Annotated in this window: 17 protein-coding genes; 3 read left to right on the top strand and 14 right to left on the bottom strand. The window is 40.1% G+C overall.

The window, feature by feature from the left end; translation table 11 throughout:
• Window positions 1-3: 3 nt before the first annotated feature.
• Together PNEUHYL_RS02525 and PNEUHYL_RS02520 are read right to left on the bottom strand one after the other, a co-directional pair.
• Window positions 4-1,059, bottom strand: a complete 1,056-nt coding sequence (locus PNEUHYL_RS02525) for a phage major capsid protein, P2 family (RefSeq protein ID WP_059365711.1) — start codon at window positions 1,057-1,059, stop codon at window positions 4-6.
• 21 nt (window positions 1,060-1,080) lie between these two features.
• Window positions 1,081-1,878: a GPO family capsid scaffolding protein gene (locus PNEUHYL_RS02520; protein ID WP_059365710.1), complete on the bottom strand. Its 798-nt coding sequence runs from the start codon at window positions 1,876-1,878 to the stop codon at window positions 1,081-1,083.
• 159 nt (window positions 1,879-2,037) lie between these two features.
• On the opposite strand from PNEUHYL_RS02520, the gene PNEUHYL_RS02515 reads away from it, so the two are divergent.
• From PNEUHYL_RS02515 to PNEUHYL_RS02505, 3 genes are all read left to right on the top strand, one after another.
• On the top strand, window positions 2,038-3,816 hold the full coding sequence (locus tag PNEUHYL_RS02515; protein WP_059365709.1) for a terminase large subunit domain-containing protein: 1,779 nt from the start codon (window positions 2,038-2,040) through the stop codon (window positions 3,814-3,816).
• A gap of 10 nt (window positions 3,817-3,826) precedes the next feature.
• Window positions 3,827-4,837: a phage portal protein gene (locus PNEUHYL_RS02510; RefSeq protein WP_059365708.1), complete on the top strand. Its 1,011-nt coding sequence runs from the start codon at window positions 3,827-3,829 to the stop codon at window positions 4,835-4,837.
• Between the two features lie 682 nt (window positions 4,838-5,519).
• Window positions 5,520-6,719 carry a tyrosine-type recombinase/integrase gene (locus PNEUHYL_RS02505; RefSeq protein WP_059365707.1) on the top strand — a complete coding sequence of 400 codons (1,200 nt, stop codon included), beginning with the start codon at window positions 5,520-5,522 and terminating at the stop codon, window positions 6,717-6,719.
• A gap of 163 nt (window positions 6,720-6,882) precedes the next feature.
• Here the strand turns inward: PNEUHYL_RS02505 and PNEUHYL_RS13945 are convergent, their stop codons facing one another.
• The 12 genes from PNEUHYL_RS13945 to PNEUHYL_RS02450 all read right to left on the bottom strand — a co-directional run bounded on the left by PNEUHYL_RS13945 (window position 6,883) and on the right by PNEUHYL_RS02450 (window position 13,014).
• The gene (locus PNEUHYL_RS13945) at window positions 6,883-7,575 is read right to left on the bottom strand and encodes a primase-like DNA-binding domain-containing protein (protein WP_239690317.1); all 693 of its coding nucleotides are present in this window, start codon (window positions 7,573-7,575) and stop codon (window positions 6,883-6,885) included.
• Entirely contained in the window at window positions 7,572-8,651 is a 1,080-nt protein-coding gene (locus tag PNEUHYL_RS13940; protein WP_059365705.1) for a hypothetical protein, read from the bottom strand. The genes PNEUHYL_RS13945 and PNEUHYL_RS13940 overlap by 4 nt, the downstream gene beginning before the upstream one ends.
• A complete protein-coding gene (locus PNEUHYL_RS02495; protein ID WP_059365704.1) occupies window positions 8,635-9,054 on the bottom strand; it encodes a hypothetical protein in 420 nt (139 codons plus the stop codon). The genes PNEUHYL_RS13940 and PNEUHYL_RS02495 overlap by 17 nt, the downstream gene beginning before the upstream one ends.
• A complete protein-coding gene (locus tag PNEUHYL_RS02490; RefSeq protein ID WP_059365703.1) occupies window positions 9,038-9,259 on the bottom strand; it encodes a hypothetical protein in 222 nt (73 codons plus the stop codon). Before PNEUHYL_RS02490 ends, PNEUHYL_RS02495 begins: the two co-directional genes overlap by 17 nt.
• Window positions 9,256-9,471, bottom strand: a complete 216-nt coding sequence (locus PNEUHYL_RS02485; RefSeq protein ID WP_059365702.1) for a hypothetical protein — start codon at window positions 9,469-9,471, stop codon at window positions 9,256-9,258. Before PNEUHYL_RS02485 ends, PNEUHYL_RS02490 begins: the two co-directional genes overlap by 4 nt.
• Window positions 9,449-9,637: a hypothetical protein gene (locus tag PNEUHYL_RS02480; RefSeq protein ID WP_059365701.1), complete on the bottom strand. Its 189-nt coding sequence runs from the start codon at window positions 9,635-9,637 to the stop codon at window positions 9,449-9,451. Before PNEUHYL_RS02480 ends, PNEUHYL_RS02485 begins: the two co-directional genes overlap by 23 nt.
• On the bottom strand, window positions 9,630-9,965 hold the full coding sequence (locus PNEUHYL_RS02475) for a hypothetical protein (protein ID WP_059365700.1): 336 nt from the start codon (window positions 9,963-9,965) through the stop codon (window positions 9,630-9,632). Before PNEUHYL_RS02475 ends, PNEUHYL_RS02480 begins: the two co-directional genes overlap by 8 nt.
• The gene (locus PNEUHYL_RS02470) at window positions 9,958-10,149 is read right to left on the bottom strand and encodes a host cell division inhibitor Icd-like protein (RefSeq protein WP_059365699.1); all 192 of its coding nucleotides are present in this window, start codon (window positions 10,147-10,149) and stop codon (window positions 9,958-9,960) included. Before PNEUHYL_RS02470 ends, PNEUHYL_RS02475 begins: the two co-directional genes overlap by 8 nt.
• 326 nt (window positions 10,150-10,475) lie before the next feature.
• On the bottom strand, window positions 10,476-11,270 hold the full coding sequence (locus tag PNEUHYL_RS02465) for an antA/AntB antirepressor family protein (protein ID WP_059365698.1): 795 nt from the start codon (window positions 11,268-11,270) through the stop codon (window positions 10,476-10,478).
• An 11-nt stretch (window positions 11,271-11,281) separates the two neighbouring features.
• Entirely contained in the window at window positions 11,282-12,022 is a 741-nt protein-coding gene (locus PNEUHYL_RS02460; RefSeq protein ID WP_059365697.1) for an antA/AntB antirepressor family protein, read from the bottom strand.
• Window positions 12,023-12,031: 9 nt separating this feature from the next.
• Entirely contained in the window at window positions 12,032-12,235 is a 204-nt protein-coding gene (locus PNEUHYL_RS02455) for a helix-turn-helix transcriptional regulator (RefSeq protein WP_059365696.1), read from the bottom strand.
• 179 nt (window positions 12,236-12,414) lie between these two features.
• On the bottom strand, window positions 12,415-13,014 hold the full coding sequence (locus tag PNEUHYL_RS02450) for a hypothetical protein (RefSeq protein ID WP_059365695.1): 600 nt from the start codon (window positions 13,012-13,014) through the stop codon (window positions 12,415-12,417).
• Window positions 13,015-13,096: the final 82 nt, after the last annotated feature.

Below are 13,096 nucleotides of genomic sequence, written 5' to 3'. Positions count from 1 at the left end.
GGCTTATTCCGTTGCGCCGTTAGTGGTTTCGGTAGCCGGTGCATCAACAATCGTGATGTTTTTCGCCAGTGCGACAGCCTCATAGTTTTCGACTACATACGCCTCATTTGAGGATAAATAGTCTTCTACACGGTTGCGTTCCGGTTTATCTTTAAAATGACGGCGCACTCTGCCTTCTTGTACGTAGATTGACAAGTTATCCAATGCAGTGATAAGCACTGTGCCTTTCGGGAAATACGGCACGGAAACTGCTTGTAAACCGCCCACGCGTTTTTGGCTGATGACTGTATCACCGGCAACCTGTTCGCTTGGTTTTTCTTGGTTAAATAGTGGGAAGTATTTATCCGCTAATAAATCACTACCCATGATTGCCACTAATTTAGTGTCGTCACGGTATTGTTCGGGGATAAAGTCTTCTTTGAGGGCGAACACAAAGGCATCAAGATTTTTGTAGGTTTTACCTGTGCCAATTTCGATTTTGCCGCTACCTTTGGTTTCTTCTTTCATCACACGGGCGGTGGCTTTGGTTTCGATTTGGTGTAACCAGCCGACATTAACATCTTGCAATAATGGGTTTGTTTTGAGGTTAGTTGTTGCGGCAACACTTGAACCATGAAACCCGATCATAATACGGTCATGGGCAATGCGTTCGGCTTTGAGATTGCCTATGCGTGCAGCAAAGTCGGGGAATTTTGACCAACTATCCAAGGTGGCATAGTTTAAATGGGTGTCAAAATTGGTTTGCTCACAAGAGTAGGTGTTTTCTTCAAGACTGTGAATGTCTCTTGTTTCACGTTCTTTTTTGTTGGTATCGGTGCGGCTTGCAATCGGACCTAATACGCCTAAGCGCAAAGTTGCCCCTTTCATTTCAGTGACCATCACCACATTAATGCGTTTTAGAAAATCGGAGTTTTCCAATACGGCATTTTCGAGTTTTTGTTGAATGGTTGGCTCAACGGTAAATTGACCGCCTGCGGCAACAAATTCTACGGATTCACCATTGTCTGCAGCAACACCGGCGAAATAATGGGCTAATTTGGTTTTGGTAAATTTATTCATTTTGGCTTCCTGTGGTGATGATTAGAAGAAACGTCCGTCTGCTTCGGCTTTTTCGCCTGCTACAAGAGGGCGTTCGGTATAGTCGGCAGATGGCGTTTGTTCAAGTTGGGTAAACTTGCTTTGCATAGCGGAAAATTCCGTTTTCTGTTTTTCAAAATCGGCAGAAAGTGCGGTCAATTTTTCCAAGGTTTCTTTGGTCTGCTCGGCTAACAATTCGATGGATTGCTCATGCACGGCAAAACGTTCATCATCGGATTTTTCTTTTTTGGCGAATAATCCTTTGATTTTTTCAAGAATAGACGGGGATTTTTCCGCTTCTTCCACAAATTCCAATTCTGTTTCAATGGCCGCTGTAAAAAGGTTATCCGCTTTTAATTTGCGTGAACTTAATCCGTTATGTGAAAAAGAAAGCATTTCTGTGCCAAGGCTTGCCGGATTGTCTGTCACCGCTAATCCGACTAAATAGGCTTTGCCGGTATCGGCAAAATTGGTGTCGATTTCAACGGATGTATAAACTTTTTGCCCTGCCTGATTGAGTTTAATCAAACTTTCCGTCGGGATGATTTCAGCTAATAATTGCAATTTACCGTCTTCACGTTTTTGGGTTTTCAACGCAATCACATCACCGAAACAATGGGCATTCGGCATATCTTCAAAAAATAGGGTGAATTTGATGTGATCTAAGTTAATGCGTGCGCCGTAAGTATTTTTCGGATCATAGCTTTCAGCCATTTCCTCAATCCACTTACCCTGAATTTCACGACCGTCTGTGGTTGCGCCCTCTGTCGCAACAACAAACCATTTTGATTTTTTCGGCATGGGTTATCCTTTTTATGGTTCAAGTTGCGCTCATTCTGAAAGACTTTTCACACCTGTGCGAGTGCTTGCCATTGTTGCTTTAGCTTTCACAAAACGCCTTGAAAGACGACCGCACTTATCCTTTCTACTATGCCGTTATTAAAATTTAAGAGATAACGCATGACAGAACCTATCAACAATACACCTCAACAGGAAACCACGGCAGACATAAAACGCCAAGCACAAGTGATGTATTTCAGCGGTTATAAAATTGCGGAAATATCACGTCAGTTAAATATTCCGACATCGACGATTTCCAGTTGGAAAGAGCGTGAAAAATGGGATGACTTCGCACCAGTCGGGCGTGTAGAACTGACCCTTGAAAGCCGTTTGAATTTGCTCATTCTGAAAGAAAACAAAAATGAGAAAGACTATAAAGAAATTGATTTACTCGGTCGCCAAATGGAACGTATGGCACGAGTGAAAAAATATTCCTTTGGAGAAGGGAATGAAGTGGATTTGAATCCGAAACTGGCTAATCGCAATAAAGGCGAACGCAAGAAAGCCGAGCAGAATGCCATTGATCAGGAACAAGAGGAATTGTTGATTAATGGCTTTCTTGAGGGAATGTTTAATTATCAGCGGGTGTGGCACAAGGCGAAGGAATATAGAATCCGCAATATTTTGAAAAGTCGTCAGATTGGGGCGACTTATTATTTTGCCCATGAAGCTTTTATTGATGCGTTGACAACGGGGCATAATCAAATCTTTCTTTCAGCCAGTAAAAAACAGGCGTTGCAGTTCCGTTCTTATATTGTCAATTATGCCAAGCAGACGGCAGACGTGGATTTAAAAGGGGAAACGATCAAATTGCCGAATGGGGCAGAATTGATTTTCCTTGGTACAAACTCGGCCACCGCCCAATCCTATCACGGCAATTTGTACTTTGACGAAGTATTTTGGGTGCCGAAATTTGATGTGATGCGTAAAGTGGCATCGGGGATGGCAGCGCAAAAGATGTATCGTCAAACCTACTTTTCTACGCCCACTACCATTGCGCACCCCGCTTATGCGTTCTTTTCCGGCAAAGCCTTTAATCGCAACCGTGCGAAATCGGAAAAAGTGGAAATTGATATTTCCCACGAAAATTTAAAAAGTGGGAAATTGTGCGCAGATCGCCAATGGAAACAAATTGTGAGCATTTATGATGCGATGGAAGGTGGCTGCGACCTGTTTAATATTGATGATTTGATTGCAGAGAACAGCAAAGAAGAGTTTGAGCAGTTGTTTTTGTGTCAATTTGCCGATGATGATAGCTCTGCTTTCAAATTTGCTGATTTGCAGCTATGCCAAGTGGATAGTTTAGAAGAGTGGACGGATTATAAACCCTTTTGGCAACGGCCTTTCGGCAATCGTGAAGTTTGGCTCGGTTATGACCCCGCATTTACCGGCGACCGTGCGGCACTCGCCATTGTTGCCCCGCCTAAAGTGGAAGGGGGCGACTATCGTGTGTTGCATTGGCAAACCTTTCACGGCATGGATTATGAAGCGCAAGCAAATCGAATCAAACAATTTTGTGATGATTATAACGTCACCCGTATTGTGATTGATAAAACTGGGATGGGTTCGGGCGTGTATCAAGAAGTGAGAAAATTTTACCCGATGGCGCAAGGGTTAGATTATAACGCTGATTTAAAAAATGAAATGGTGCTGAAAACGCAAAACCTCATTCAAAAACGCCGCCTAAAATTTGACGGCAAAGAAATTATCACCAGTTTTATGACAGTGAAAAAACGCACAACCGGAACAGGCAGAATCACTTATGTTTCCGACCGTTCGGAAGAAGCAAGCCACGGCGATTTATCGTGGGCGATTATGAATTGCATTTTAAACGTTCCTTATGGCTCCGGCGGTGATGTTGCCGGCAGCGCACAAACCACAATTTTCACCTTTGAATAGGATTTAATAAATGAAAAAATCACGTAAAAAAACGACCGCACTTTCTTCACATTCCAACGCTGAAGCCTTTAGTTTTGGTGAGCCGATTCCCGTGCTTGACCGTGCGGAAATACTCAATTATTTCGAGCCGGTGTTGATGTATCAAAAATATTACAATCCGCCAATTAATTTGAGTTATCTCTCTAAAGCATTGAACGCCTCGGCACATCATCAAAGTGCGATCACGGTGAAGAAAAATATTTTGCTTTCAACCTGTAAAACGACCGCACTTTTACCACGCACGCAACTTGAAAAATTGGTGCAAGATTATTTAGTTTTTGGTAATGCCTATATTGAAATCAAACGCAATCGCTTTGGGAATGTGATGGCATTAAATGCACCACTGGCGAAATATATGCGGGTTGGCGTAGAACAGGGCGTATTTTATCAAGTGGTGAACGGCTTTGATGAACATGAGTTTGCAAAAGATTCGGTTTTCAATCTGGTTAATCCTGATGTGAATCAAGAAATTTATGGCGTGCCGGAATATTTGGCGGCATTGCAATCCGCATTTTTAAATGAGAGTGCAACATTGTTCCGCCGTAAATATTATTTGAATGGTGCACATGCAGGGTCGATAATTTATTTAACAGATCCGACGCAGAATAAAGATGATGTTGAAGCCATTAAAGAGCAGATTCGACAAACCAAAGGTAAGGGCAATTTCAAAAATTTGTTCATCAATATTCCTAATGGTAAAAAAGACGGATTGCAAGTGATTCCACTGTCGGACGCAGTTGGCAAAGATGAATTTTTAAATATTAAAAACACCAGCCGTGATGATGTGTTAGCGGCGCACCGTGTACCTCCGCAATTGATGGGGATTATCCCAAACAATACTGGTGGCTTTGGTGATGTAGAAAAAGCGACGAAAGTGTTCTTCGTGAATGAGATTATACCTCTACAAGAACGCTTGAAAGAAATTAATATGATTGTTGGAAAAGAAGTAATCACTTTCAGCGAATACAAGCTGTTTGAATAAAAACAGATCCTTTTAAAATAAAAATTCCCGTGCTTGACACGGGTTTTTTACCGCCAAAACAAAGCTGTTTTTGTCCCTTATTTATTAAATTCCACCCCAGTTTATTATATCAAAACACCCCATAACACAAAGGCGAAAACCTTATTTTCCCCTGATTTTTCAGCCACTTTCACGCACGAAAAATCGCAGACAAACCTTCGCCACGCCCGCACACTAAATGTGTGTATTTCAACGCAAATTGCGATCTTCGTTCAAGGCTTTTCAGATCTAAAGCCTTTTAGATCTTTTTATTCAGATCTTTCAACGCAAAACAACGCAGAAAAACGCATTTTCCGATTGGATTTAAACGTGCGAGTTCAAGTCTCTATATTTTTTTAATCAAAAAAATGTAAAAAATATTTGGTTCATTAAAATTTGCACCAAGATTTGAATAAGGCTTTGATAAATATAGTAAGCATTTTCACGCCCAGAGCACCAAAATACTTTTCAAAGCCTTTCGTAATCACTCGAAAGGCTTTTTTAATGCCAGTAACCACAAGGGTTTATCGCTATTTTACCTTTCTTAGCTTATCGCCTTTATTCGCCTTTGACCGCTGATTTTAGTAACACAGATAGTAACACAGTTTAAAATTGTGTTACCATGCCGCAAAACTGTGTTACTAAAACTGATGAGGTGCTAGATATGGCAAGGGCTGTCCTACCTTTAAACAATACCAAAATAGAAAAATCTAAGCCTAAAGAAACGGAATATAATCTCTCTGATGGGGAAGGGCTTAACTTAAGGATAAAACCGTCAGGAAGTAAAATTTGGTTGTTTAATTATGTTTCACCAGCCACTAAAAAACGCACTAATTTAAAAATAGGGAGGTATCCTGAAGTTTCTCTCGCTGATGCCCGTCTTAAGCGTGGAGAATATCGCACTCTTTTAGCGCAAGGAATCGATCCGCAAGCACAGAAAAAACTGCAGGAACAAGCAGAAGAGAAAAAGTTAGAAAACCAGTTCTATTCAATCGCTGAAAAATGGAAAGAAAAAAAAGCCACCGAGATTGAGCCGCTAACATTAAAAAAGAACTGGCGCAGATTAGAAACTTATGTTTTCCCAATTTTAGGGAATATGCTCGTTGCTGACATTCTTCCTAATGTTGTGATTGAAATGTTAGAACCGTTAAATAAACAAGGCAAAGGCGATACATTAAAACGCATTATTCGGTTGATTAATGAGATTTTAAACTATGCCGTTAATTATGGTTTACTGCCGTTTAATCCTTGCCTAAATGTCAATGCGGTATTTAATTTTGGCAAAAATGAGAATAATCCCACAATCAGTCCAGAAGAATTGCCGGCACTACTGCGTAAAATTCAACACTCAAAATTATCATTATTTACCCGTTGTTTACTTCGTTTTCAATTATTGACAATGACCCGTCCGGCTGAAACCAGTAATGCAGAATGGGCGGAAATAGATTTAGATAAAAAAGAGTGGTTGATCCCGCCTGAAAAAATGAAAACAAGAAAGGCACATAGAGTACCTTTATCAAGACAATCTCTTGAAGTGTTGGCAATTATGTATGAATTTACAAGTAATGCTCAATATGTTTTTCAAAGTGTCAGGGCGCGTGATAAACCAATGAATAGTCAAACGGCAAATAAAGCACTTGTTGATTTAGGCTATAAAAATAAATTGACCGCCCACGGTTTACGATCTATTGCCAGCACTTACCTTAATGAGAAATTGATTAATTATGATGTCATTGAGGCTTGTTTATCTCATGGCATAAAAGATCAAGTAAGAAAAGCATACAACCGATCAGATTATTTTGAAGAGAGAAAAGCAGTAATGCAACTTTGGGGCGACTATGTAGAACAATGTGAAAAAGAGTAAAAGTATAACGTGTGAAAAAATATACCCCAAAAGGTGTTTACCTATTCACTTTCACTATTTTTATTTTATTTATCATATAGTTAAGCAGTGATGACTGAGTTCACAAGGTATGCACACTTTTAGTGAACACCATACACAAAAAAGGGCATTTCTGCCCTTTCTGCTAATTTCTCTTGATAAAATGCTCAAAAAATTCATCAAGATTTTTAAATTTTACATTGGTTCTAATCCCTTGATTTGTCCGCCTGCTTTGATAGTCAAAAGGGTTTTTATATTGATCTAATCCTTGTCGCAGAGCCTCGGAAAAGTTATTCAAGTTTAGTTCCCCTTTAATGTTATTTGCATCGACAAAAGCTAAATAAGCCGGATAGAGATGTGTGCGCTCCTTATTAAACATTCGGGCGTTACCGATAAATAGCCCGTCTGCTTGCTCGGTTGTATAAAAATAGCCACAAAATGCGGTGATATGGTCGGCTTTTACCTTAAATCTCAAGGCTTCTTGACTGCTCATTTGTTTATCGAGGGCTTTCTTTGCTGTCATTGGGTCGGGAAAAGTATTCAGCAATTTATGCACGATTCCACCGACTTCCTGCGCCAGTTTGTCAATAAGATATGGATCTCGTTTATCTTTCGGAACGGCTTTGTCAAAAGCAAAAATAACCCTGCGCCGCTCAATACCACCTGCCCGTTCAGTAAATCGGGTCGGTTCGTTATTGACTATCAAAATGATTGCCGGAATAATCGCTTTAAAGGCTTTTTTATTCTTCGGGTCAATCGTAACCGGGTCGCCTCCGCTGATACTTTTTAATCCCGAACCGTCTCCGCCATAGCGAGATTGTTCCGGGCAAATAATCAAGGTTTTATCTTTGTAAGGCTCTCGCCCTCGAGGTTCGTCAAAATCGCCAATCTCGCCGTGTCAGTGTTTTCTTCTCCGGCTAACATTGTAGCAATTTGTGCAAAAATAGATTTACCACTTCCCCCTACGCCTGTTATTTCAAAGAACATTTGCCAGTTATAGCGGTTGGTTAAAATAGCGTAAAGTGCGGCTAAAATATTGTGCTTTTTGTCGGCGTTCCCCTCTGAAACAAAGTCTAGCCATTTATCAAAGTGCGGTGTATTTTGCGCTTGATTTTGATAATTGACCGGGATTAATGATGTTAGCCAATGTTCCCGACTACTCGCCTCAAAAACAAGAGTATTACGGTTTAGCACACCGTCATTGAATGCAAGCAAGCCGGATGATTGATCACCCATTCGCGGTAGTTGCGCTTTCAATGTCCCGATTAAACTTTCAATGCTGCGGATACTGTAACCTAAATCGCTATCATTGAAAAATTGCACTGCTTTTTCCTCTAAATCTTCGCTATCTAATTGCGCCCAGATTTTACCGTCATAATGATAAATTTCTCGGCTGCCACGCTGTAAAGCAAGGTCTAAATTTAACCATTGGCGGAATGATTGCGCCTTTTCACTAAAAGGGGATTTGTCCTTGATTTTCGCAGGTTCGACGACTAAATTCGCAATGCTCCTATCCTCGCTTCGCAACCGCTGAATATAAGCGCTTAAATCTTCTTTTAGCTGTGCTGAATTATCGTAAAGTTCGACGGCTTTAACCTGTGTATTATCGGCTAAATTTAAGCAAATAGCGGTAATTTGTGCGGCTGTAAGCTCGCCATATTGAAACAGTTTGATGGTTTGTTGTTCCGGTTCGGCAAGTTTAATCCCTGTAATATTATCAAGCTGCTTGTCGCCTAGAATAACAGGTTTTTCAGTCGGTTTTAACCCGTATACCAATTCAAACAATAATAACCATTCTTCGCCTTTCCCTTTATTCCATGCTTGCCAGGCTTTACGCCCAGCAAGAATAATTAAATCAGAATAAGGTTCATGCGGTTGATCGGCAAGGTGAGGTGCATTAATTAATCGTGCCATTGTATGCTCCCATGATTTCAAGCCCATTTTTTGAAATAGTCATTAATCGTATATCTGCCGCATTTTGTAATGTGGCCAATATATCAAGAATGCTTTCGGCTGCGGCAATCATTAAGCCCACTTTTACCAATCCTTCATCGCTTAATGGTTTTTTAGATAAACGCGCTTTTATGGTTTCATCTTTCAATTCAGTAAAATGAAGTCTAAGGAAAAGCAGCTCATTTCTTGTCTTTGTTAATTGTTCGCGCTGTGTTTCCGGCATAGTTTTAAAGACTTCCGCCAATTCGGCTATACATGCCATCAAATAAGGAATCGGGCTAACATCTTCTCCGTTAAGTTGTCTTATTCTCGCTGTTAGTGCGGTTACTTCTGTTTCATTGAGGTTATTAATATCTATGTTCATGCTTTGCCACCTTTTTAATCTGTTGGAGCGTTTTTTCTATGCATTGTGAATAATGAAGGCATACGATAATTTGATGCCGCAGTACATCGTCTTGAATGTTTTCCGGCTCACCGGCTATCGCCAATATCTGATTATTTAAAATCATTTGGTCGTATAGCCCACGTTCACAAATTGCGGTGAGTTTATCGCTTGTTTTGCTATTCATCGTCCACCGCCTGTCGCTGTTCTCGGCTTTCTAATCGTTGCCGCTTTCTTAATTTGCTCGATTGATGTGACTAACCCGTTATAGTGTCCGTTATGCAAATAATCTTCAGCGAATGCTAAAAACTGCTTGATACGTTTTACCGATTTTTCTAACTGCTCCGGTGTAGGGCTGTATGGTTCCTTGAGTGCTTTAATCGTTCTCGGCTTTTTCATCATTTCCCCCTGTGTGCTTAATCTCCACTGCCACAACATCACGATAGCTAAAATCATCTTTGTTTGATTCAATGTAGGCTTTGATTTCTTCCGCTCGTGCAAGGGTGACACCTTCCGCGCCAATAAACGTGCGCCCGTCTTGATAGTGTAGGATAACGTTATTCATTTACGCCCCCTTTCATATTGCTAAGGTGAAATTCGGCATTGCTTGCGCTATCTCGTAACGCATTGAGAAGATAAGCATTAGCGGAAATTAATCCGCCTAATTGTCTAATCGAGCGATTGTCTAAGGCTTGATTGCTGAAATTCTGCTCTTTCTCATCGGCAAAAAAGCCTAAGTGTTCCATCATCTTCCCTATGGCAAATAAACCATGTTCGATTGATTCGCAAAGATGTTCGCTTTCGGTGCGGATAGCCTCTAGGCTTTCTTTGGTGGTGTCGTCACTATCTACTTTTTCAAATAGTGTGCATTGAATAGCGTTATATTTAAGCATGATTCACCCCCTTATGACTTAAAGAGGAGGTTGGGGATACTTTTATTCTTCCCGCAAAAATAAGCACGAATTGACGGGATAACTTGGCTCTCGCCTCATTTTCTGTTTTAGCTGTAATTCGTAAATAATGGATTTGATTAGATAAGTCTGTGCGGATTACGCCCGCAAATAGGTAAGTAAACATTCTGATAGCTCCGTTAGTAAACTCGAGGGCTACCGCTAAACTTTCCTACGGTTTGGGCGGTAGCGTAACGGGGTAGGAAATATCGCCACTAACGGAGAGCGATCAGCCTTTCGGCTGCCCGTTACACTACCATTGAGAACAAGCCTATTGGCTTATTTTAGGTGTGTGGGTGCTACAAACAAAAATAACACGATTAAAAGGCGTGTTACTGTTCGCCGTTAATTAAATTTTCGAGTTTCCTACGCTCGGCAATCTCTTTTTCAGACTGCCTTTTTACTCTATGCCTATCGTGGGAAAGTGTCAAGCGGTAAATTTATTTTGTTGTCTTATGCCGCCAACTGCTCGCTTAAATAACGCTGACTTAATTTCTCCAACTGTGCCTTACGTTCTTGATACGGCATATCTAAATTAATCAGGCTTGCATTGGTCTTTAATAAGAGTTTGAGTAAAGTCATTTGATTCACATTAAAACTATCTCGTACTCTGCCTAAAATTCCGTGCTTAGCTTTCCACTGTCGAACGTTCTCACCTAAGACAAGGCTATCTACCAGTTCATGATTAATGCTGAAATGGTGCGGTTTTGGGGCTTTCCCTTGTCGTTTTAAACTGGCTTGGATTGCGTCAGTCATTTCCCGGTTATGATCGATAGCCTCTAATCTTGCTTGGGTTTTGGCTAAGGTGTTTTTATAAATCTTTGGTGCAACCTGTTTGAGCTGTTTCTCTGCCTCGATAAAGTGTTGGCGGATAGCTCGCCCGATTTCGTTTTTCTCCATCAAGCAAAGGTGCTTAGCAGTGTCTAGGGTGATGATGTAGTCAATAAGTTTTTGAGGGCGTGCCATTGATAACCGCTTATTTTTTGCGCTCGCCAAATTTGGTGAGCTCAATTCTTCATCACTTTTGCTTAACAAAGCTGGCGAGCTCAAATTTTCTACAATCACAAAATCTTGATTTTCAATAAATCCAGCTTGTTTAATTCGGGCTTTAATCCAGTTTGAATAATCACGCCCCACTTTCAAAAGTCTATGCACATTACGGGCATTAATGCCTTCTACTCCCTCAAATAAATTCAAAGGGTGAGCAAGTAGAGCTGTGATTTCGGTTTTCGCTTGGGTAGTTTTCACTTGTTATTCTCCTATGCTGCCAATTTCTCAAAACGATTGTTCCGCATTGCAATTAGCTTTAATCGACGGGCTTCAAAGTCGTTCACATCACTGTCTAACAGCATTTCGTCCGCTCGTTCTAGATATTCCAGTTCGGCGAGTTGGTCGGCGGTTAGGTGAGAACGGATTTCGCCCGTGATTTGATGAATTGTTTTGTATTTGTGAACACTCATTCCTAGCACGATACTTGTCAGCATGTTGGTTTCGTTAGTGAACAAATAACGAGGAATGGGTTTTCCTTGCCGTTTGCGATTGCGGTCAAGCGCGGCGCATAGTGGGCGGTAGCCTTTGCCGGTGCTGTCTCTTGTCGCTTTCCATTGTGTTAATAGTTCGGAATGAATCTGCGGTGCGACAGTCTGTAAGGCTTTTTCGCATTGAATAAAATAACGTCTTGCTAATTTTCCCTGCTCGTTGCTTTCCACCATGGCTAACTCCTTCGCCATATCAAGAGAAATGCGGTAATCAATTTTGTTATGCCCACCTCGCCCTTTTGATTTTTTGCGTGATAAATTTATTACGCAAAAATCTTCATTTTCGATAAAGTCATATTTCTCTACACGGCTATCGAACCAGTTTGTAAACTTTTGCTTGCTCCCTAAAAAAGCGTGCAATGTTCTTGCAAAGGTATATTGCATAACTTCGCCTTTGATACTGATTTCTTGTACCGGCAGAAGTAGATTAATATCTTGGGTAACTTGTTTAGTTGTCATCATATTCCCTCCTTAAACTCGAGCCGCTTTTTGTTCTTCAATCCAGTTATTCACTTCTTCTAAATCCCACCGGATAAAGTTTTGTGAAAAGCGGATCGGCTGTGGGAATTGTTTGGCTTTAACTAATTCGTTTAATTTAGTTCCACCAAAAGAAACTAAATGTAATACATCTGCTTTGCTGATTAATTTTTTAGGTTGGGTTTGAGGTCTGTTCATAAGATACCTTCCGTTAGTTAAATATTTGTGAGGTTGTGTAACGTTACGGGTGGTATTAGAAGGGATTTTTGGAAGGTTGAAAAACGGATAAGCAGCTTTTCAACGTATAAAAGCTGCTTTTGAACATATATAAGTTGCTTTTCAACATACAAAAGCAACTTATGATCATTGGTAAATTTTTATTTTTTCGGCTGAAAAGGTTTAATCCAGCGGATGATTGTTTGGATACTTTGTTTCAGCTCTAACTTATCTTTGAGTTGATAAGCCATATTTTCTTGAGTGATACTCGAATCTTTCTCCCATATATCTTTAGCAAGCTGTTCGGCTTCAATTTGGGATTGTTTTTTGCGTTTAGGTGCTTTTCCTCTGATATGGTTTTGAACTTTTGGTGAAACTTTGGCGCAAATTAAAATCTCATTTATATCTTTCTTTATAGATGAGGTTATCATTTTTAACCCTAATAAATATTTTCTATCTATATCTTTATGCTCGCTTGTTAAATTATTTCCTATTAACTTATTTTTATTATAGATAAAATTTAAAAATAGTTTTTCTAAAATATTTATAAAATACAGGGCATTCTCCTTTGTGTCTGATATATCTATTTCATTATTTAATAAGTCATCAAGTATATCATCCTCATCTAGTCCAAATTCACTAAACATATTAATGCATTTTTCTAATGATTTATTAAAATCCTTTTCTGTAAGCCCATATTCAGATGTTATTTTTTGTATTTTATTTACGCCATTTAAAACAATAGATAACATTTTATCCATACATGCCCCTTTCGCATTTTCCCTTATGATAGGAACGCACCAACAAGATAAGGTGTCTTGCTTTCGGGGATCAGCCTAGGTG

The organism is Rodentibacter caecimuris, assembly GCF_001019715.1.
Taxonomy (GTDB): Bacteria; Pseudomonadota; Gammaproteobacteria; order Enterobacterales; family Pasteurellaceae; genus Rodentibacter; species Rodentibacter caecimuris.
The sequence above is the reverse complement of the archived record's forward strand: the minus strand, read 5'-3'. Positions and strand labels throughout refer to the sequence as shown.

Bases quoted from the DNA above. Each gene is read 5' to 3' on its own strand.
- PNEUHYL_RS02525 (WP_059365711.1), bottom strand. From the start codon at position 1,059: ATGAATAAATTTACCAAAACCAAATTAGCCCATTATTTCGCCGGTGTT.
- PNEUHYL_RS02520 (WP_059365710.1), bottom strand. From the start codon at position 1,878: ATGCCGAAAAAATCAAAATGGTTTGTTGTTGCGACAGAGGGCGCAACC.
- PNEUHYL_RS02515 (WP_059365709.1), top strand. From the start codon at position 2,038: ATGACAGAACCTATCAACAATACACCTCAACAGGAAACCACGGCAGAC.
- PNEUHYL_RS02510 (WP_059365708.1), top strand. From the start codon at position 3,827: ATGAAAAAATCACGTAAAAAAACGACCGCACTTTCTTCACATTCCAAC.
- PNEUHYL_RS02505 (WP_059365707.1), top strand. From the start codon at position 5,520: ATGGCAAGGGCTGTCCTACCTTTAAACAATACCAAAATAGAAAAATCT.
- PNEUHYL_RS13940 (WP_059365705.1), bottom strand. From the start codon at position 8,651: ATGGCACGATTAATTAATGCACCTCACCTTGCCGATCAACCGCATGAA.
- PNEUHYL_RS02495 (WP_059365704.1), bottom strand. From the start codon at position 9,054: ATGAACATAGATATTAATAACCTCAATGAAACAGAAGTAACCGCACTA.
- PNEUHYL_RS02490 (WP_059365703.1), bottom strand. From the start codon at position 9,259: ATGAATAGCAAAACAAGCGATAAACTCACCGCAATTTGTGAACGTGGG.
- PNEUHYL_RS02485 (WP_059365702.1), bottom strand. From the start codon at position 9,471: ATGAAAAAGCCGAGAACGATTAAAGCACTCAAGGAACCATACAGCCCT.
- PNEUHYL_RS02480 (WP_059365701.1), bottom strand. From the start codon at position 9,637: ATGAATAACGTTATCCTACACTATCAAGACGGGCGCACGTTTATTGGC.
- PNEUHYL_RS02475 (WP_059365700.1), bottom strand. From the start codon at position 9,965: ATGCTTAAATATAACGCTATTCAATGCACACTATTTGAAAAAGTAGAT.
- PNEUHYL_RS02470 (WP_059365699.1), bottom strand. From the start codon at position 10,149: ATGTTTACTTACCTATTTGCGGGCGTAATCCGCACAGACTTATCTAAT.
- PNEUHYL_RS02460 (WP_059365697.1), bottom strand. From the start codon at position 12,022: ATGATGACAACTAAACAAGTTACCCAAGATATTAATCTACTTCTGCCG.
- PNEUHYL_RS02455 (WP_059365696.1), bottom strand. From the start codon at position 12,235: ATGAACAGACCTCAAACCCAACCTAAAAAATTAATCAGCAAAGCAGAT.
- PNEUHYL_RS02450 (WP_059365695.1), bottom strand. From the start codon at position 13,014: ATGGATAAAATGTTATCTATTGTTTTAAATGGCGTAAATAAAATACAA.